Genomic DNA, 17,745 nt, shown 5'->3' with positions numbered 1-17,745 from the left:
GGCGGATTCTTGCGTCAACAATCATAGCGGGAGTACGCTTCATCTGGCCAAAATCGCCAATCTGACCGGCTGATCCGTGACCGATTCCCCGGACCGCAGGGACGCGCATTGGAACTTTGACAGACACATGGCGATATCACTGGCTCGGCTCAGATCACCGTCGAGCCCTTCCCCTACATCGCGGGCGCCGGATATCGATTGATCCCCTGCACCTGCTCCGATGACCAAGGCGCGGACCAAACTTCCTTTGCCGTTGTCGCCACGACCGCCAGGGCGCAAGGTGTCGGGGCCTTCACCAACAGGTTTGGCGGAAAATTCAGGCCGTGCACCTTTCAAATTCTATTTTTAGAATGTATATGAAGACAAAGCCGACCTTTCGCGTCATATAGCAGGACACTTCAATGAAACTTCCCCGGATGTCCGCCCGCACCTTTACGCAATACATGCCGATCCTCACCTGGGGCCGCGCCTATACGCGGGAGCAGGTGACATCTGACATGGTGGCAGCAGTGATCGTGACCATCATGCTGATCCCTCAGTCGTTGGCCTATGCGCTGCTGGCGGGCCTGCCGGCGGAGATGGGGCTCTATGCGTCAATCCTGCCGCTGTTTGCCTACGCGCTTTTTGGCACCTCGCGCGCGCTGGCCGTGGGGCCGGTGGCCGTTGTGTCGCTGATGACTGCCGCGGCCATCGGCAATCTGGGGCTGACCGACCCGGTGCAGATCGCTTTGGCCGCCGGGACACTGGCGTTCATATCCGGCGTCTTCCTGCTGGCGATGGGCGTTTTGCGGTTGGGCTTTGTGGCAAATTTCCTGTCGCATCCCGTGATTGCCGGATTCATCACCGCCTCGGGCATCCTGATCGCGACCTCGCAGTTAAAGCATGTCCTTGGCGTGCAGGCCTCCGGTCACAACCTGATAGATACGGTGGGCGCGCTGCTGTCCAACATCGGCCAGACCAATGTCATCACACTTGTTATTGGCGCAACGATCACCGCGTTCCTGTTCTGGGTGCGCAAGGGGCTGAAGCCGCTGCTGATCTCCAAGGGGCTGGCCCCGCGCACGGCCGATATCATGGCGAAGGCCGGACCCGTGGCCGCCGTTGCCGCGACCATCCTGGTCACATGGGCCTTTAGCCTGAATGAACATGGGGTGAAGATCGTCGGCGAGGTGCCCATGGGCCTGCCACCGATCACCCTGCCTTCGCTCAACGGGACGCTGTGGGGGCAGCTCCTGCTGCCGGCGATCCTGATTTCCATCATCGGGTTTGTTGAATCGGTGTCCGTGGGGCAAACCCTTGCCGCGAAAAGGCGTCAGCGCATCGTTCCCGATCAGGAGCTTATCGGCCTTGGCGCGGCCAACATCGGCTCTGCGCTGACCGGCGGCTATCCGGTGACGGGCGGCTTTGCGCGATCCGTGGTGAACTTTGACGCCGGGGCCGAAACGCCCGCCGCCGGGGCCTATACCGCCGTGGGCATTGGGTTGGCCGCGCTGCTTCTGACCCCGCTGCTGTACTTCCTGCCCATTGCGACCCTGGCCGCGACGATCATCGTCGCCGTGCTGTCGCTGGTGGATCTGTCGATCTTGTCCAAGGCCTGGGGCTATTCGCGCATGGACTTTGCCGCCGTGGCCGCGACGATCTTTCTGACGCTGGTCATGGGGGTGGAAGTCGGCGTCTCCGCCGGTGTTCTGATCTCCATCGGGTTGCACCTGTACCAGACGTCGCGCCCGCATGTGGCCGAGGTCGGGCTGGTGCCGGACACGCAGCATTTCCGCAACATCCTGCGGCACGACGTGGAAACCCGTCCGCATCTTGTGACGCTGCGCGTGGACGAAAGCCTGTATTTCGCCAACGCCCGGTTTCTGGAGGACTACGTGCTCAACCGCGTCACCTGTGATCAGCCGATCAAACATGTGGTGCTGCACTGCGCCGCCGTGAACGAGGTCGACATGTCCGCGCTTCACACGCTGGAAGAGCTGAACCGCCGGTTGTCCGACATGGGCATCCTGCTGCACCTGTCAGAGGTCAAAGGACCGGTGATGGACCGCCTGATACGGTCGCACCTGCTGGAGGATCTCAGCGGCCAGGTCTTCTTGTCGCAGTATCAGGCGTGGAAGGCGCTCAGCCCTGCGCCGGGCGATGATGGCCCGTCAGCCGAGGCGAACGCGGCCTGACTCCCTGAGGATTGAGATTTCTTCGCCCTCGAACACGGCCACGGACAACGGGTGTCCTTTGCCCGCGCCGGTATCAAGGTTCAGACGGTTGGCGTGCAGCTCCGGCGCATCGACCGGCGTATGGCCATGCACCACCAGTGCGCCGTGATCGCGGGTATCCTTCAGGAATTCGTCGCGGATCCAGACCATGTCATCCTCGACCTGATCTGCCAGCGGCACACCCGGACGCACGCCCGCATGAACGAAGAACTTGCCCGCCTCACGGTGCGAGAGCTTGAGACCGTTCAAGAAGGTCAAATGATGATCCGGCACCTTGGCGCGCACCTCGTCAGCCAATTCTTTAGACCGGATGCGCTCTGGCACCTCGATTCCATAGGATTGCATGGTTTCGCGCCCGCCGATGTTGGGGTGCGTCCAGTCGTAGCCGATGATCAGATGCGGATCATTGCGCGGATGGGGCGGGGTCACGAACCACTCAAACAGGCGATCGTGGTTGCCCTTGATGCAGGTCCAGTTGCGGCCCTCGGCCACCCCTTGCGCCAGGATCTCTATCACGCCTTTGGAATCCGGACCCCGATCAACGTAGTCGCCCAGAAACACGATGCGCGCATCACGCCCACCGTCTGCTTCGATCAGCGACAAGGCGCCTTCCAGCATCTCGCGCTGCCCGTGAATGTCGCCCATGGCGTAGAGTTTTTGCGTCATGCCGGTGATCTAGCACGCAGGCGCAAGGCCGACCATATCACCGCGACCAAGAAATTCTTGTCAGATTGGCGGAAGCTGACATTCTGAGAGTCGTTTCGCTCTTTGTTTATTAGCAATCATTTACCGAAAGGACCCTGTCATGAGAGGAATTTCACTCGCATTCATGCTGCTCGCCGTGGTGTCCGCCCTGCTGGGCATGGGATGGGGCATTCAGATGTCGGCCACCGATGACCACTCTTTGTCCATTGCGCACGCCCACCTGAACCTGCTGGGCTGGGTCGGCTTTGCCATCTTTGCCGGGTTTTACCAAATGGTGCCGCTGGCCAGAGGGCGGCTTGCATGGGTGCATTTCGCCATCGCGCTTGCGGGCGTGGTGATCATCATCCCCGGCATCGTCATGGCCCTGACCGACAACGGCGCCGCAGTGGCCAAGATCGGATCGGTCCTGACGTTTTTATCCATGGCGGTGTTCTTGTTGGTGGTGATCCGTTCACGCAACACCGCGTAAGGCGCACATGAAAACGGGCGACCCGAAGGCCGCCCGCATTTCGTCGTTCCAGACTGCGCCAATCAGGCGACGTCGAATTCCAGCGGTTTCACCTGCTTGAACATGCCGGTGGCCTTAAGCGCGTCGATCGCTTTCTGCGGCATCGCGTCGTCGATGTAGAGCAGCGCGATGGCTTCGCCCTTGGCGCTCGCCCGGCCCAGGGTAAAGTTCGCAATGTTCACGCCGTTCGAGCCACAGGTGTTGCCCAGCGTGCCGATGATGCCCGGCACGTCTTCGTTCGTGGTGTACACCATGTGACGGCCCACTTCGGCGTCGATGTTGATGCCCTTGATCTGGATGAAGCGCGGCTTGCCATCCGAGAACACGGTGCCGGCGATGGACCGCTCCTTGGTGGCTGTCACGACGGTCACCTTGACGTAGCCCTCGAAGGCACCGGATTGCGCTTGGTTGGTGGTGGCGATCTTGATGCCACGCTCCTTGGCGATCAGCGGCGCGGAGACCATGTTCACGTCCGGGTTCACCGACTTCATGATGCCGGCGATGAGCGAACAGTTCAACGCTTCGAGGTTCATGGTCGCGGCTTCGCCATCGTACAGGATGTTGATCGCCTTGATCGGCTCCTGATCGGACATCTGACCGATGAAGTTGCCGAGGTGTCCGGCAAGGTCGATCCACGGGCCCATGACCTTGGCTTCCTGCGCGGTCACGGACGGCATGTTCAGCGCGTTTTCTACGGCACCGGTCAGCAGGTAGTTGGACATCTGCTCGGCCACCTGAAGCGCCACGTTTTCCTGTGCCTCGGTGGTCGACGCGCCAAGGTGCGGTGTGCAGACCACGTTCGGCAAACCGAACAGGACGTTTTCCTTGGCCGGCTCTTCGGCGAAGACGTCAAAGGCCGCGCCAGCCACATGGCCGGATTTCAGCGCCTCTGCCAGGGCCTCTTCGTCCACCAGACCGCCGCGGGCACAGTTGATGATGCGCACGCCCTTCTTGGTCTTCGCGATGTTTTCCTTGGACAGGATGTTGCGCGTGCCATCGGTCAGCGGCACGTGCAGCGTGATAAAGTCGGCGCGCTTGAGCAGCTCGTCCAGCTCGACCTTTTCGACCTGCATCTTCTCGGCCTTCTCTTCGGACAGGAAGGGGTCATAGGCCACGACCTTCATCTTCAGGCCGCGCGCACGGTCGCAGACGATGCCACCGATGTTGCCCGCGCCGATGACGCCCAGCGTCTTGCCGGTCAGCTCGACACCCATGAACTTGGACTTTTCCCACTTGCCCGCATGGGTCGATGCGCTGGCCTCCGGGATCTGGCGGGCCACGGCGAACATCATCGCAATGGCGTGCTCCGCGGTGGTGATCATGTTGCCGAACGGCGTGTTCATGACGATCACGCCCTTCTTCGACGACGCTTCTTTGTCCACGTTGTCGGTGCCGATGCCGGCGCGGCCAACGACTTTCAGGTTGTCGGCGTGCTCCAGCAGCGAGGGCGTGACCTTGGTGTTGGAGCGGATGGCGAGGCCGTCGTACTTGCCGATGATTTCGGCCAGCTTGTCCTTGTCCTTGCCCAGATCGGGCATGAAATCGACCTCGATGCCACGATCACGAAAGATCTGGACGGCGGTTTCGGAGAGTTTGTCGGAAACGAGAACTTTGGGAGCCATGTGTCTGGTCCTTTGGATATAGGGGGAGCGGGCGGTGCGCGGAATGGCGTACCGGACTGTGTTCTTGGGAGGGGAGAGGTGCGCCGCGACGGGCGCACCAGACGCTTACGCGGCTTCGGACTGCGCTTCGAGGCAGGCCTCGAACGCCCACTTGATCCAGAGCGTCAGGGCCTGAAGGTCGCTGTCCTCGATTGTTGCGCCACACCAGATGCGCAGGCCCGCCGGGGCATCGCGATACGCGCCGATGTCGTATGCCGCATTTTCCGCGTCGAGCTTCTTGGCCACGGCCTTTGCAAACGCGGCGCCATCCTTGATGCGGTCATCGGTGAACTTCAGGCAGACGGAGGTGTTCGAGCGCGTCGCCGGATCAACGGCGAGGTTTTCGATCCAGTCGTGTTCGTCACAGAAGTCCCAGATCACCTTGGCGTTGGTGTCCGCGCGCTTCATCAGACCCTTGAGGCCACCGACGGAGCGCGCCCAGTCCAGCGCCACGAGGTAATCCTCGACCGCCAGCATGGACGGGGTGTTGATGGTCTCACCCTTGAAGATTCCGTCGATCAGCTTGCCGCCTTTGGTCATGCGGAAGATCTTCGGCAGCGGCCAGGCGGGGGTGTAGGTTTCGAGACGTTCGACCGCACGCGGGGACAAAACGATCATCCCGTGCGCGGCTTCGCCGCCCATGACCTTCTGCCAGGAGAAGGTGGTCACATCCAGCTTGTCCCACGGCAGATCCTGCGCGAAGGCGGCGGATGTGGCGTCACAAATGGTCAGACCTTCGCGGTCCGCCGGGATCACGTCGCCATTGGCAACGCGCACACCGGACGTGGTGCCGTTCCAGGTAAAGACAACGTCCGTGTTGTAGTCGATGGCGGCCATGTCGACGATCTCGCCATAGGGCGCTTCGAGCACGGAGGCGTCGATCTTGAGCTGCTTGACCACGTCAGTGACCCAGCCAGCGCCGAAGGATTCCCATGCCACCATGGTCGCCTTGCGAGCGCCAAGCATGGACCACATGGCCATCTCGACCGCGCCGGTGTCGGACGCGGGCACGATGCCAATCTTGTAATCTGCGGGGATGCCCAGGATTTCACGGGTGCCTTCGATGGCATCCTTCAGCTTGTCCTTGCCGACGGCGGCGCGGTGCGACCGACCAAGCGCAGCATCGGACAGCTTGTCCAGCGTGAATGTGGGGATCTTGGCACAGGGGCCAGAAGAAAAACGCGCGTTTTTCGGCCGCGTGACCGGAGTATTCGTAGCCATAGCTGAGCTAACCTTCCAGATAGATGCCCTTCGTTGGGGAAGGGTGTCCCACCGATGCCTCTATGCGAGTCGATGAGGCGCAGCAAGCGCGAAGTTGTCGCGTTCTGGCCCGAAGGTGTCGTATTTGATTTTTACGCTGCGCGGATGGAGTGCATCGGAAATTTCCGCACGCCGCCTGCCCCTCGCCTGCTTTCGCAAATGGGCCGCGGCTAGAGGTTCCTCAGCCCACCTTCGGCAAAGTCGGCGGCGAGGTCGGCGAACTCCGCCCGGCTGAGCCCCTTGTCCGGACGGTGCCAGGTGTAGACCCAGTTGATGATGCCAAAGACGGTCATGGTCGCAGCGCGCAGGCGGTCGCCGGTCAGGTCGGGCCGCTGCTGTTGCAACGCGCCGGACATCAAACGGACCAGCGTGCGCTGGTGTGACAGGATCGGCTCCTGCAGATCGTCAGGCAGGGTGGAGAGGGCTTCGAGCAGCAGCTTGTGCTCGGCATCCGCATCCTCGAAGGCGTCGAGCAGGGTGGCCATCAGGCTGCGCAGGCCATTGGAGGCGGTGCGTTCGGCCCGTTCGACGACGCAGTGAAAATGCGTGGCGAGAATATCGGCAAGCAGCGCCTCCTTGCTGTCGTAGTAATGATAGATCAGCGCCTTGGACACACCACAAACCTTGGCCGCCCCCGCCATCGAGGCGCGATCAAAGCCGTTTTGTGCAAAGTAGTCCGCCGCCCCCCGGCGCAGGATGTCGCGCTTTTCCGCGTGATCGCGCGCCAAACCGCGTCCCATCAGGGAGCCTTTTCGTCGAAAAGCGCAGCGTCGAGAGTGCGGCACATGCGGCGTTTCGGCGCCACGGTTCGCCCATGCCGCGCCGTGTCCGTTGCATCACAGACGCCAAGGCGACCCATGCCGGCGATCCTGTCCAAAGCCCTTCCCGGATGCTGTGATGCGGGATCGACCTCAAACACGGTGCACACCAAGCGCGCGGCGCGGTCCTGTGGTGGCATTGACGGCGTCCTCCCCACGGGCACGATGCACACAGCCGACCAGACGGTCAAGTCTGCCAAAGGCGGGGTCTTGCTGTGCCCCCTTGATTTGGCGGCAGAAGAGCGCAACTCTACCATCATGAACAGTCTCACACCCTTTCCCGGACAGTCGAGCGCCCCGCAAGTCGTGGCCTTTCACCGGACAGAGCTGAGCGTCATCCTGTCCCTGTATGGTCGCATGGTGGCCGCCGGGGAGTGGCGCGATTACGGGATATCCACCCTGCGCGACGTGGCCGTTTTCTCGGTATTCAAACGCACCGCCGAAAATCCGCTGTACCGCATCGAAAAACGCCCAAAGCTGCGCACCAAGCAGGGCGAATACGCGGTCATCGGCGCCGATGGTCAGATGCTGAAGCGCGGGCACGATCTGAAAACCGTGCTCCGGGTTCTGGAGCGCAAGCTGATACGCGCGGTGGATCTGGACTGATCCGAATGGTCAGTCCGGCGTTTGCGACAGCATGGCGCAGAGCAGCTCGAACATGATCGACGCGCCGAGGTAGGCGGTGTTGCCGCTTTGATCGAAAGGGGGCGAGACCTCTACCAGATCGGCGCCAACGATGTTCAGCCCCGCCAACCCACGGCAGACCTGAAGCGCCTCGTAACTGTTGGGCCCGCCAACCTCCGGCGTGCCGGTTCCGGGCGCGAAGGCCGGATCGACAAAATCAATGTCATAACTGACGTAGGTGGCGGAGGTGCCAACGATATCGCGCGCCTCTTGCATGACGTCGGCATGACCGCGCTGGAAATATTCCTCTATCTCGACAATGCGGATGCCTTCGGCCTTGGCAAAGTCAAGGTCTTCGCTGTCGTACATTGTGCCGCGAATGCCGATCTGTATGACCCGTTTGGGATCCAGAAGCCCCTCTTCGACCGCGCGGCGAAAGGGCGTGCCGTGGGTGTACATCTGCCCGTTGAAATAGCTGTGAAACAAATCGGTGTGGCTGTCGAAATGCACCATGCCAAGCGGGGCGTCCCGGGCCAGGGCGCGCAGAACGGGAAGAGAGGTCAGGTGGTCACCGCCCGCCGTAAGCGGCCGAATGCCCGCCCCGTGCAGATTGTCGTAGACATCGGTGATGCGCGCCATGCTGTCCTGAATGTCCGCCGGGTTCGGGCCCACATCGCCAAGATCGGCGCAGTTGGCCGCCTCGAACGGGCGCAGACCTGTAGCCTGATGCTGCGCGCGGATCATGGTGGAGGCATCGCGCAGTTGCCGTGGTCCGTGACGCGGACCCGGGCGGTTGGTGGTGCCGCTGTCCCATGGCACGCCCACCAGCCCCACGTCGACCTCGGAAAAGCGCGGGTGGTCCGGGGTCACCAGCGGCAGCCGCATGAAGGTCGGCACCCCCGCAAAGCGTGGCAGTTCAAATCCGGACACGGGATGGAAGAAGCTGTCAGACATGGTGTGTTGCTTTCTGAAAGGGAACAGGGGCGCTGCCCCTCCGCCCGCGGTCTCACTCCGGAGTATTCTGGGAAGCAAAGACACCAAGGCGCGCATGGCGGGTGACGGGACCGTCCCCCTGGCGTTCAATGCGCGCGATGGCGGCAGTGATCGGCTCATAGGCGGTGGCCATGTGGTAGGCGTTGGCATGCAGCAGCGTGTCCGCGTCAGCAACCCAGGCCACATGCCCCTTCCAGAACAGCAGGTCACCGCGTTCGGGCGGCGTGCCCGTGGCAAGCGTGTCCCCAAGGGCGCGCTCTTGCAGGTCACTGTCACCGGGGGCAGCCATGCCGACGCCCGTGAGGGCGGCCTGCACAAGCCCGGAACAGTCAATCCCGAAGCTGGAGTTCGCCCCCCACAGATAAGGTGTCCCCAGGTACAGCGCGGCCACGGCCACCGGGTCGCGCGCAGTGTCCTGCGTGAGGTGCGCGGTCGGCACCCAGCCCAATTCGGTCAGAGAAAAGCGGTTCTGCGTCTGCTGGACCCGGACAGCGGCACCGTGTGGCAGCGACGGCCCTTCCGGGCATTTGAAATCGGGGGCCGGGTAGACATGCGTTGCGCGTGCACTCACCGTAAAGAGATCGCCTTGGCGGGCATCTTCGGCCCGTAGGGCGGCGACATCCACCCACCCGACGTAATTCGCGGTGAGCGCCGTGCCAAAGGCATAGCCATCGCGGCGTTCCAAAACGTCGAACGCCTCGCCGTAGCGCAGCTGCCTGTCCCGGCGGCCTCCGGGATCCAGCGACAGGTCCAGAACCGGCGTCGCGACGAAATGCGCCCGAGGTTGCACCGCAACAAGCTGCGGGTTGCGGTCCGCCAGCCAATCCGCCGTAACGCGGTCGTTCCACTGGCGGCACCGGCGATCATCGAACCCCGGCAAGCCGATCACAGGTCGAGGACCTTTGGCAAGGCTGCGAGAATTGCACGCGACCCCTGCCCCAATCCTCCCTTGGACCGGCCGGGTGCGGCGCTCGGCTGCCACGAATAGATGTCGAAATGGGCGTAGCGCGCGGCGCCTTCCGTAAAGCGGCGGAGAAACAGTGCGGCCGTGATGGACCCAGCAAAACCGCCTGAAGGCGCATTGTCCAGGTCTGCGATCTCCGGCTCGATCATCGTTTCGTAGGGGTCGTGGAAGGGCATCCGCCAGACCGGATCGGCCTGCGTGAGGGCCGCCTCCGCCACTTGTGCGGCGACGTCGTCATCATCGGTGTAAAACGGTGCAAGGTCGGGACCGACCGCCACCCGCGCGGCGCCTGTCAACGTTGCCATGGACAGCATGAGGTCGGGCGCGTCCTCCGCGCCGTAGGCCAGCGCGTCTGCCAGAACCAAGCGCCCTTCGGCGTCGGTGTTGTTGATCTCCACCGTCTTGCCAAGCCGCGAGGTCAGCACATCACCGGGACGAAAGCTGGAGCCGGAGACGCTGTTTTCAACGGCGGGGATCAGCAGGCGCAGCTGCACTTTCAGCCCTGAGGCCATGATCATCTGCGCCAGTCCAATGGTGTTGGCCGCGCCGCCCATGTCCTTTTTCATAATCCCCATGGAGCTGCCCGGTTTCAGGTTCAGCCCACCGGTGTCAAAGCACACGCCCTTGCCCACCAGCGTCACCTTTGGCCCTTCGCTCCCCCAACGCAGGTCGATCAGACGGGGTGCCTGTGCAGCTGCGCGGCCCACCGCGTGGATCATCGGAAAATTCTGCGCCAGCAGGTCTTCGCCCGTGATGACAGTCATCTCGGCGCTGAAACGATCGGCAAGGTCGCGCACGGCCTGCTCCAATGCCTCCGGCCCCATATCCTGAGCCGTGGTGTTCACAAGGTCCCGTGTCAGCCATTCCGCTTCGGCCATCGTTTCCAGACGGGTCGCATCGACACCCTCGGGTGCGATCAACAGCCGATCTGCTTCCGGCGCATCCTTGTAGCGCGTGAACCGATACATGGAGAACAGCCAGCCAAGCGCCTCGGTTTCTGCATTCTCCAAATCACCAGAGACGAGACGATAGCGGCCTGGCGCAAGCGCCGGGACAGCCGCGGCCAGCGGAAATCGCTGGCGCGCCCGTTGCGCGGGCGTCCCGTAGCCCGCCAGCGCGGCCTCAGGCTGACCGTCGCTGCCGGGGATCATCAACGCCGTGCCCAGCGCCCCGCTGAACCCGCTGGCAGCAACCCAGGTCTGGACCATGTCAGATTGTGATGCGAGCCAATCGCCAAGCGCGTCCGGGGTCAGAACATGCAGGGGCAAAGCGGCCGTTTCAGAAGAAGCAAAACAGGAAGACATGGGGGCACCTCAGCTTGGGACAGTTGCGCCAAGCCTAGTACGGGAGGATGGCACCGCAAGTGCCATTCGTTGCGATCTGCTGGGGGTGCATGATGGAGCGTTAAATAGAGAACTCATTTAAATCCCATAGCCGCGTCAATGAGCGCTCGCCCGTGCGGGCGAGGCGGGCAAGAGTCGCGGCCTCGGCCACGAAATCCCCCAGTTCAAGGCAGTCGATCACGTCGTAAGAGACCTTGCTCAGCGATCTCATGCCAATTTGATCCGCAATCGCTGACAGCGAGCGCAGAATTTTTTGCATGTCCTGGCGGGGACCGGACAGGGCCATGTCCTGCACTTGGCAGAGCCGTTGAGCCAGTTCCTCCATTGCGCGGCAGATCACGTCTTCCGCAGCATGCGGGCCGAGGTCCGTATACAACGTCTTGATCTGGGCCGGGTCCATATCCGGTCTTTCCACCGGCGACAGATATGTCACCTGTTTCACATCTCACCCCATGTTTTGGCCCCCACAGCCGATGCCTAGAATGGCGTCAGTCCGTTCCCAAAAGGTTATTTCCACAAGCCGAATTCCCTCGCATTTCACGCGAATTCAGCATAGTTGGACCGTCAGATTTTCGACATATTTCAGACGGAGACCGAGATGCCTTTCAGCAAGCCCCTGCCTGCTTACCTTGTCACACGCTATCACGGCTGGAAGGCAACAACCCACGCCGAAAACCGCGCATGGTACAAGCGACTTGCGGATGAGGGCCAGCGGCCGCGTGCCATGGTGATTTCCTGCTGTGACTCCCGCGTGCATGTGACATCGATCTTCGGGGCCGATCAGGGAGAGTTCTTCATCCACCGCAACATCGCAAACCTCGTGCCCGCGTACGAACCCGACGGCCAGCATCACGGCACATCGGCAGCGGTCGAGTACGCCGTCCTGGCACTGAAGGTCGCGCATGTCATCGTGTTGGGACACTCCAACTGCGGCGGCGTGCAAGGGTGTCTGGATATGTGCCAGGGCCGCGCGCCGGAGCTTGAGGAGGAGTCGTCTTTCGTTGGACGCTGGATGGATATCCTGAAGCCCGGGTACGAGGCGGTGAAGGATGATCCGGACATGCCGCGCGCGCTGGAGCACGAGGCCGTGCGCGTGTCACTGCGCAACCTGATGACCTTCCCGTTCGTCCAGAAGGCGGTGGAGGACGGGACATTGTCGCTGCATGGGCTGTGGACCGACATCGGCGAAGGCGACCTGCTGAACATGGATTCGCGCGGCGATTTTGTCGAAATCTAAAGAGTGATGGCGCGTCTTGGCTCAGGCCTTGGCGCGTCGCAGTGCGCCCGTCTCACCATCGGGATGCGCAATGATGCATGGACGTCCTAGACGGCGCGACAGCTCCGACATGGGGATCCCGATGTCCGACCCGGTGCACAGCGCCTGACCAATGTCGTTGTAAACCACCATGCGCCCCTCGCAGAACCCAAGTTCGTAGCCCCGCTCTTCAAGGCGCGCGGCAACGTCTTGCCAGCTCTCGGATTTTTGCAGGATCGGGGCCAGGAAAAGGCGCAGCATCGCGCGCGTTTCGCAATCCAAAGGGATCGGCAGCCCCACTTTATACGGGCTGTGCAACCATACGTCAGAGTGGCGTTCCATGTCGGCGCTCCTTGCGTGCGTCTTTTCACATGGCCAGTTCAAATAGCGCCCACAAGGGCCGATACCAGCCTTGATCGTTTCCAAGCGTGCCAAGCGATTGCGGCTGAAATGTGGCAGCGCCGCTCCTTTTGCCTCAGCTTTTGCGAAAAGTAGAAACCTCGCGCTAACGTTGCGAGCGGCATGCACAGAGCATGGAAGTCAATCTGCGCGTCCGTACAGCCAGAACGCCACAGCGCACACCCTGAACGGCTTTCCCACAGTCCGAGGCGCCCGTTTGCCCAGACAGCGCAGCTTCCGAGACGGTCTGCTTCATCATGTTTGGGGATAAAAATTCCGCTGCGGCCTGCGTGGGAGAGAGATGGAGAGCGTTTGGCAGACCGCAGCGCGGACGACGTCAATTGAATTGCAGACGGGTAACAAAAGCGCGCCTTTGTCGGGGCGCACTTGCCCGCATCTGTCATGTTTCGAAACGGTCTGGCCAGATCCCCCGACAAGAGAGAGAGGTGGAGAGAGAGAAGCCGGTCATGTCCGGGCCGTCTCGTTTGCCATTCTGGCGTCGCGTCACTGCGCGTTCGATGAAAGTTTTATACACCTCGGTGAGCCGCATCGAAACCGCCCAATCGGCGAGGTTTCAGCTGCCAACGTATAGGGCTGCGATGATCGCACACGCCAAAGCTGCGACAACATATCAAACCGGAAACAAGCACTCGACCGTCTTGGAACAGTTAACCCTCTTCCCGGAGAAAAGCGCCGCGCAAGGGGACCGTCCCAAAAGCGGAAACGCCCCCGCAGAGCAATCTGCGAGGGCGCTTTATCCATGCGTTTCACGTCGATGGGCTGGATCAGCCCTTTTTGAGGATTTCGCGCCCAAGAACTTCGGCAATCTGCACCGCGTTCAGCGCCGCGCCCTTGCGCAGGTTGTCGGACACGCACCACAGGTTCAGCCCGTTGTCGATCGTGCTGTCCTGACGGATGCGGGAAATGAACGTCGCGAAGTCGCCAACGCATTCCTTCGGCGTGACGTAGCCGCCGTCCTCACGTTTGTCGATCACCATGATGCCCGGGCTTTCGCGCAGGATGTCACGGGCTTCGTCTTCATCGAGGAAGTCCTCGAATTCGATGTTGATCGCCTCGGCGTGACCGACAAAGACCGGCACCCGAACGCAGGTCGCCGTGACCTTGATCGACTTGTCGACGATCTTCTTGGTTTCCGCGACCATCTTCCACTCTTCCTTGGTGGAGCCATCTTCGAGGAAGACGTCGATGTGCGGGATCACGTTGAAGGCGATCTCCTTGGGGTACTTTTTCGGCGGCACGTCGGACACCGGGTTGTAAACCGCCTTGGTCTGCTCCCACAGCTCGTCCATGCCTTCCTTGCCCGAGCCGGAAACCGACTGGTAGGTGGACACGACGACGCGCTTGATCTTTGCGCGATCATGCAACGGCTTCAGCGCCACGACCATCTGCGCGGTGGAGCAGTTGGGGTTGGCGATGATGTTCTTCTTCATTTCGTGCACGGCGGAGGCGTTGCACTCCGGCACGATCAGCGGCACGTCCGGGTCGTACCGATAGAGGGACGAGTTATCGATCACGACGCAGCCGGCTTTTGCCGCCTTCGGTGCAAATTCCTTCGTCGCCTCGGAGCCCACCGCAAACAGCGCGATGTCCCAGCCGGTGAAATCAAATGTGGCAAGATCCTGGGTCTTCAGTGTCTTGTCGCCAAAGCTGACTTCTGTACCCAGCGACCGGCGCGAAGCCAGTACGGCGATCTCGTCGACGGGAAATTCCCGCTCATCGAGGATGTTCAGCATTTCGCGGCCCACGTTGCCCGTGGCGCCTACGACGACGATCCGGTAGCCCATTTGCCCCTCCTGTAAGGTGTCGGCATCAAACAGGCCCCTGCCTGCCCGATAGGCGCGGGTCATACCGTAGCTGCGGCGTGTGTGAAAGGCCTGTTTTTTCGGGAGGTTGTGCATCCCCTTCGGAAGTATCCCGCATTCCCTATCGCCAGTTTCGCTCAAAAGCTGAGTGTTTTTGAGCGGCACGAACGTCGACAGAAGGTTCGCGAGGCAGGCAGCTTTAATGCCTTTTTAACGCGTTCCGTGCTTTAGATCGGCAGATCGTTTTGCAGCATCTCGGCACGTGTTTGAAGTTACAGCGATTGATCTTCCGCTTTGCGCAAGGATCGATAAAGCGTTGATAGGAAACGGAAGGTGAGGATGTTTTTTGGGCTCGTGACGGGCTTGACCCGTTCCCAAAAACAAGCAGCGTTCGTCGTTATCGATGCCGTGGTCATCGCCGCGTCGCTTGCAATAGCTGTGCTGCTTGTCACCCCCACTGGCCCGGAACAGGTGTTCCTTTTGTCCAGCATCTGGCCGCTCGGTGTCCTGTTGGTCATCGCGGGCTGCATGAGCGGCTGGTGGCTTGGGCTGACGCGGATGAAGCTGAAAGCCTATGAAATGCGCGGGATCGGCAGGACCGCCACCTATGCCTGCTGGCTTGGCACTATTGGCATAGCGGCAGAAAGGCCCCTCTCCGTACACCTGCCTGTCGGCACATATGTGCTGTTTACGTTGCTGGTGCTTGTCCTCTCCGCAGGGTGGCGTGTCGTTCTGCGCCACATCACCGAACAGGTCTATCTGCATGGCGGCGAAAGCCTGCGCATCCTGATTTATGGTGCAGGCGCCACTGGCCGGCAATTTGCCGCGGCGCTGCGTCATGACAATTCGATCATTCCGGTGGCCATGATCGACGACCACCCAACCCTTCAGGGTCAGTTCGTGTCCGGTCTGCGTGTCCATGCGCCGTCCAGCATCCCCCGCTTGGTGGCGGAAAAGCGCATTGACCGCGTGGTTCTTGCCATGCCGTCTGTCAGCCAGCCGAATACTGCCCGCATTCGCCACAAGCTGCGCGCCATCGGCTGCGAAGTCTGTGCATTGCCATCTTTTGCCGCGCTGATCGGAGAGGGTCGGCACGGCGCACCGGGCAGCCCCGTTTCCATAGACGACCTGCTGGGGCGTGGGCGGCTGGAGCGTGAACTGCCGGGCGTCACCGAATTCTACACAGGCCGGCGCATCCTTGTCAGCGGCGCCGGCGGCTCCATCGGATCGGAGCTTTGCCGTCAGTTGGCGGCCTGCCACCCGCAAAGCGTCGTGCTGGTCGATCACTCCGAACTGGCGCTTTACACCATCGAGAAGGAAATGCGCGACCTGGCCTGCGACCTTCAGATCACGGCTGTGCTCGGCTCGGTTCTCGATGAGCGCCTGATGACGGATATATTGGAGCTGCATGACATTGATGTCGTCCTGCACGCGGCCGCATACAAACACCTGCCGCTGGTCGAGTCCAACCCTTTGGTCGGACTGCAAAACAACGTCTTAGGCACGAAGATTCTGGCAGAGGCCGCGCGGCGCAGTGGTGTCGAACGCTTCATCCTCGTGTCCAGTGACAAGGCTGTGCGCCCGACCAATGTCATGGGCGCCTCCAAACGGCTGGCAGAGCTCGTGATCCAGGACCTCGCCGCCCGCTGCGCCGATACCCGTTTTTCCATGGTACGCTTCGGCAATGTGCTGGGGTCCAGCGGGTCTGTGATCCCTCTGTTTGAGGAACAGATTGCCCGTGGCGGTCCCGTCACCCTCACTGACGAAAACGTAACGCGCTACTTCATGACCGTCTCAGAGGCCGCGCGGCTGGTGCTGCTGACCGGCTCTTTTGCGCGGGGCGGCGATGTCTTCGTGCTCGAAATGGGCAACCCGGTACCGATCAGCAAAATCGCGCGCCAGATGATCGAAGGCGCCGGCTTCACCATCAAGAGCGCCGACACACCCGATGGTGACATAGAGATCAAGGTGACCGGCCTGCGCCCCGGCGAAAAGCTGCACGAGGAGCTGCTGATTTCCTCAGACATGCTCACCACGCCGCACCCGAAAATCCTCCGCGCTCAGGAAAGCGGCGTGTCTGAATTCGAAATGGCCACCGCGCTCAAGGATCTGCGGCACGCCATCACCACCGGCGATGAAGAGGCCGCGCGCAATGTCATCGGGCGATGGGTTGAAAGCGCCCGCATGGACGAGGCGCAAAGCGGTTGAACCACCTCGCGCCTGTAGTGCGTTGAACCTTCAGCGACCGGGGATCTCCCCCCGACGTGGCTGCGGCTCCCACGCGTCGATGATGTCCACCGCTTCCTGCGCACTGTCGACAAAGCGGAACAACTCCAGGTCTTCTGCGCTGATCGTGCCCGCTTCGGACAAGGCGTCCCAATTGATGATGGTCTTCCAGAACTCCGACCCAAACAACAAGAACGGCACCGGGCGCATCCGTCCTGTCTGGATCAATGTCAGCGCCTCGAACAACTCGTCCAGCGTGCCAAAGCCCCCTGGAAAAACGCAGACCGCGCGCGCGCGCATCAAGAAGTGCATTTTGCGGATGGCAAAGTAGTGGAAGTTGAACGCGAGGTCCGGCGTCACGAACAAGTTCGGGGCCTGTTCATGTGGCAGCACGATATTCAGACCGATGGACACGCCACCCGCCTCGTCCGCGCCTTTATTGCCCGCTTCCATCACGCCGGGGCCACCGCCCGTGGCGATCACCCAATGGCGGTTCTCTGTCTTCAGGGATTTCTCGGTCATCAACTGGGCAAAGATCCGCGCCTCTTCATAGAAATGCGACAGATCCGCGAGCGTCTTGGTGCGCGCGGTGTGCTTTTCCTCGGGCGAGGGAATGCGCGCGCCGCCGAACAGAACAACGGTTGAATTGATATTATGCTCATCCATGAGCATCTCGTATTTCAGCAATTCCAACTGCAGACGCACCGGGCGCAGCTCATCCTTGGCGAGGAAATCTTCGTCGGCGAACGCCAGTTGATAACTCGGGGACATAGACTGCGGCGTCTGCGGCACATGCCGGGCTGTGTCGATATCGGTGCCAGCATCGCGAAGCGGGCTGCGGCGAGAGTCTTTCATGCCTGTCTCCTGAACGGGGGACCGCGCCCGGACGGCGCGCTTTTGTCCTTTGGTTCAGAAGTATAGCGTCCACGGCAAAGAAACCAGCGGCACCGGCA

General features: G+C 61.6%; 16 protein-coding genes. 5 read left to right on the top strand and 11 right to left on the bottom strand.

Features of this window, described 5'->3' with window-relative positions; genetic code table 11:
* Positions 1-401: 401 nt before the first annotated feature.
* Positions 402-2,174, top strand: a complete 1,773-nt coding sequence (locus J4E08_RS06340; protein ID WP_349537759.1) for a SulP family inorganic anion transporter — start codon at positions 402-404, stop codon at positions 2,172-2,174.
* Here the strand turns inward: J4E08_RS06340 and J4E08_RS06335 are convergent.
* Complete coding sequence (locus tag J4E08_RS06335; protein ID WP_349537758.1) at positions 2,151-2,879, bottom strand: metallophosphoesterase family protein; 729 nt, start codon at positions 2,877-2,879, stop codon at positions 2,151-2,153. The two genes, J4E08_RS06340 and J4E08_RS06335, sit on opposite strands and share 24 nt — an antisense overlap.
* Before the next feature lie 139 nt (positions 2,880-3,018).
* On the opposite strand from J4E08_RS06335, the gene J4E08_RS06330 reads away from it, so the two are divergent.
* Positions 3,019-3,387, top strand: coding sequence for a hypothetical protein (locus tag J4E08_RS06330; RefSeq protein ID WP_349537757.1), 369 nt, complete (start codon positions 3,019-3,021; stop codon positions 3,385-3,387).
* A 62-nt stretch (positions 3,388-3,449) separates the two neighbouring features.
* Here J4E08_RS06330 and serA read toward each other — a convergent pair whose 3' ends face one another.
* From serA to J4E08_RS06315, 3 genes are all read right to left on the bottom strand, one after another.
* Entirely contained in the window at positions 3,450-5,048 is a 1,599-nt protein-coding gene (gene serA / locus J4E08_RS06325) for a phosphoglycerate dehydrogenase (RefSeq protein WP_349537756.1), read from the bottom strand.
* A 105-nt stretch (positions 5,049-5,153) separates the two neighbouring features.
* Positions 5,154-6,308 (bottom strand): phosphoserine transaminase, encoded by a 1,155-nt coding sequence (locus J4E08_RS06320; protein WP_183962694.1) that lies wholly within the window; start codon positions 6,306-6,308, stop codon positions 5,154-5,156.
* 209 nt (positions 6,309-6,517) lie between these two features.
* Positions 6,518-7,087 (bottom strand): TetR/AcrR family transcriptional regulator, encoded by a 570-nt coding sequence (locus J4E08_RS06315; RefSeq protein WP_349537755.1) that lies wholly within the window; start codon positions 7,085-7,087, stop codon positions 6,518-6,520.
* Positions 7,088-7,423: 336 nt separating this feature from the next.
* Between J4E08_RS06315 and J4E08_RS06310 the strand changes: the two genes are divergently transcribed.
* Positions 7,424-7,771 (top strand): DUF2794 domain-containing protein, encoded by a 348-nt coding sequence (locus tag J4E08_RS06310; protein WP_183963002.1) that lies wholly within the window; start codon positions 7,424-7,426, stop codon positions 7,769-7,771.
* A gap of 9 nt (positions 7,772-7,780) precedes the next feature.
* Here the strand turns inward: J4E08_RS06310 and speB are convergent, their stop codons facing one another.
* The 4 genes from speB to J4E08_RS06290 form a co-directional block, all read right to left on the bottom strand.
* Positions 7,781-8,743, bottom strand: a complete 963-nt coding sequence (gene speB, locus J4E08_RS06305) for an agmatinase (protein WP_349537754.1) — start codon at positions 8,741-8,743, stop codon at positions 7,781-7,783.
* A 52-nt stretch (positions 8,744-8,795) separates the two neighbouring features.
* Positions 8,796-9,671 carry a C40 family peptidase gene (locus J4E08_RS06300; RefSeq protein ID WP_349537753.1) on the bottom strand — a complete coding sequence of 292 codons (876 nt, stop codon included), beginning with the start codon at positions 9,669-9,671 and terminating at the stop codon, positions 8,796-8,798.
* Positions 9,668-11,050, bottom strand: a complete 1,383-nt coding sequence (locus J4E08_RS06295; RefSeq protein WP_349537752.1) for a leucyl aminopeptidase family protein — start codon at positions 11,048-11,050, stop codon at positions 9,668-9,670. The genes J4E08_RS06300 and J4E08_RS06295 overlap by 4 nt, the downstream gene beginning before the upstream one ends.
* Positions 11,051-11,150: 100 nt before the next feature.
* Complete coding sequence (locus tag J4E08_RS06290; RefSeq protein WP_183962689.1) at positions 11,151-11,489, bottom strand: hypothetical protein; 339 nt, start codon at positions 11,487-11,489, stop codon at positions 11,151-11,153.
* Positions 11,490-11,687: 198 nt separating this feature from the next.
* Here J4E08_RS06290 and J4E08_RS06285 point away from each other — a divergent pair, with 198 nt between their 5' ends.
* Positions 11,688-12,326, top strand: a complete 639-nt coding sequence (locus J4E08_RS06285) for a carbonic anhydrase (protein WP_183962688.1) — start codon at positions 11,688-11,690, stop codon at positions 12,324-12,326.
* Positions 12,327-12,347: 21 nt separating this feature from the next.
* Here the strand turns inward: J4E08_RS06285 and J4E08_RS06280 are convergent, their stop codons facing one another.
* Together J4E08_RS06280 and J4E08_RS06275 are read right to left on the bottom strand one after the other, a co-directional pair.
* Positions 12,348-12,686, bottom strand: a complete 339-nt coding sequence (locus J4E08_RS06280; protein ID WP_349537751.1) for a hypothetical protein — start codon at positions 12,684-12,686, stop codon at positions 12,348-12,350.
* Positions 12,687-13,528: 842 nt separating this feature from the next.
* Complete coding sequence (locus J4E08_RS06275) at positions 13,529-14,548, bottom strand: aspartate-semialdehyde dehydrogenase (protein WP_349537975.1); 1,020 nt, start codon at positions 14,546-14,548, stop codon at positions 13,529-13,531.
* 357 nt (positions 14,549-14,905) lie between these two features.
* Between J4E08_RS06275 and J4E08_RS06270 the strand changes: the two genes are divergently transcribed.
* Positions 14,906-16,774: a polysaccharide biosynthesis protein gene (locus tag J4E08_RS06270; protein ID WP_349537750.1), complete on the top strand. Its 1,869-nt coding sequence runs from the start codon at positions 14,906-14,908 to the stop codon at positions 16,772-16,774.
* Positions 16,775-16,804: 30 nt separating this feature from the next.
* On the opposite strand, the gene J4E08_RS06265 is transcribed toward J4E08_RS06270, so the two are convergent.
* Entirely contained in the window at positions 16,805-17,647 is an 843-nt protein-coding gene (locus J4E08_RS06265) for an LOG family protein (protein ID WP_349537749.1), read from the bottom strand.
* Positions 17,648-17,745 lie beyond the last annotated feature (98 nt).

The organism is Sagittula sp. NFXS13, from assembly GCF_040148795.1.
Classification (GTDB): Bacteria; Pseudomonadota; Alphaproteobacteria; order Rhodobacterales; family Rhodobacteraceae; genus Sagittula; species Sagittula marina.
This window is presented reverse-complemented; position numbering and strand designations above follow the sequence as displayed.

Coding starts and splice junctions, on each gene's coding strand:
- J4E08_RS06340 (WP_349537759.1), top strand. CDS start 402: ATGAAACTTCCCCGGATGTCCGCCCGCACCTTTACGCAATACATGCCG.
- J4E08_RS06335 (WP_349537758.1), bottom strand. CDS start 2,879: ATGACGCAAAAACTCTACGCCATGGGCGACATTCACGGGCAGCGCGAG.
- J4E08_RS06330 (WP_349537757.1), top strand. CDS start 3,019: ATGAGAGGAATTTCACTCGCATTCATGCTGCTCGCCGTGGTGTCCGCC.
- serA (WP_349537756.1), bottom strand. CDS start 5,048: ATGGCTCCCAAAGTTCTCGTTTCCGACAAACTCTCCGAAACCGCCGTC.
- J4E08_RS06320 (WP_183962694.1), bottom strand. CDS start 6,308: ATGGCTACGAATACTCCGGTCACGCGGCCGAAAAACGCGCGTTTTTCT.
- J4E08_RS06315 (WP_349537755.1), bottom strand. CDS start 7,087: ATGGGACGCGGTTTGGCGCGCGATCACGCGGAAAAGCGCGACATCCTG.
- J4E08_RS06310 (WP_183963002.1), top strand. CDS start 7,424: ATGAACAGTCTCACACCCTTTCCCGGACAGTCGAGCGCCCCGCAAGTC.
- speB (WP_349537754.1), bottom strand. CDS start 8,743: ATGTCTGACAGCTTCTTCCATCCCGTGTCCGGATTTGAACTGCCACGC.
- J4E08_RS06295 (WP_349537752.1), bottom strand. CDS start 11,050: ATGTCTTCCTGTTTTGCTTCTTCTGAAACGGCCGCTTTGCCCCTGCAT.
- J4E08_RS06290 (WP_183962689.1), bottom strand. CDS start 11,489: ATGGACCCGGCCCAGATCAAGACGTTGTATACGGACCTCGGCCCGCAT.
- J4E08_RS06285 (WP_183962688.1), top strand. CDS start 11,688: ATGCCTTTCAGCAAGCCCCTGCCTGCTTACCTTGTCACACGCTATCAC.
- J4E08_RS06280 (WP_349537751.1), bottom strand. CDS start 12,686: ATGGAACGCCACTCTGACGTATGGTTGCACAGCCCGTATAAAGTGGGG.
- J4E08_RS06275 (WP_349537975.1), bottom strand. CDS start 14,548: ATGGGCTACCGGATCGTCGTCGTAGGCGCCACGGGCAACGTGGGCCGC.
- J4E08_RS06270 (WP_349537750.1), top strand. CDS start 14,906: ATGTTTTTTGGGCTCGTGACGGGCTTGACCCGTTCCCAAAAACAAGCA.
- J4E08_RS06265 (WP_349537749.1), bottom strand. CDS start 17,647: ATGAAAGACTCTCGCCGCAGCCCGCTTCGCGATGCTGGCACCGATATC.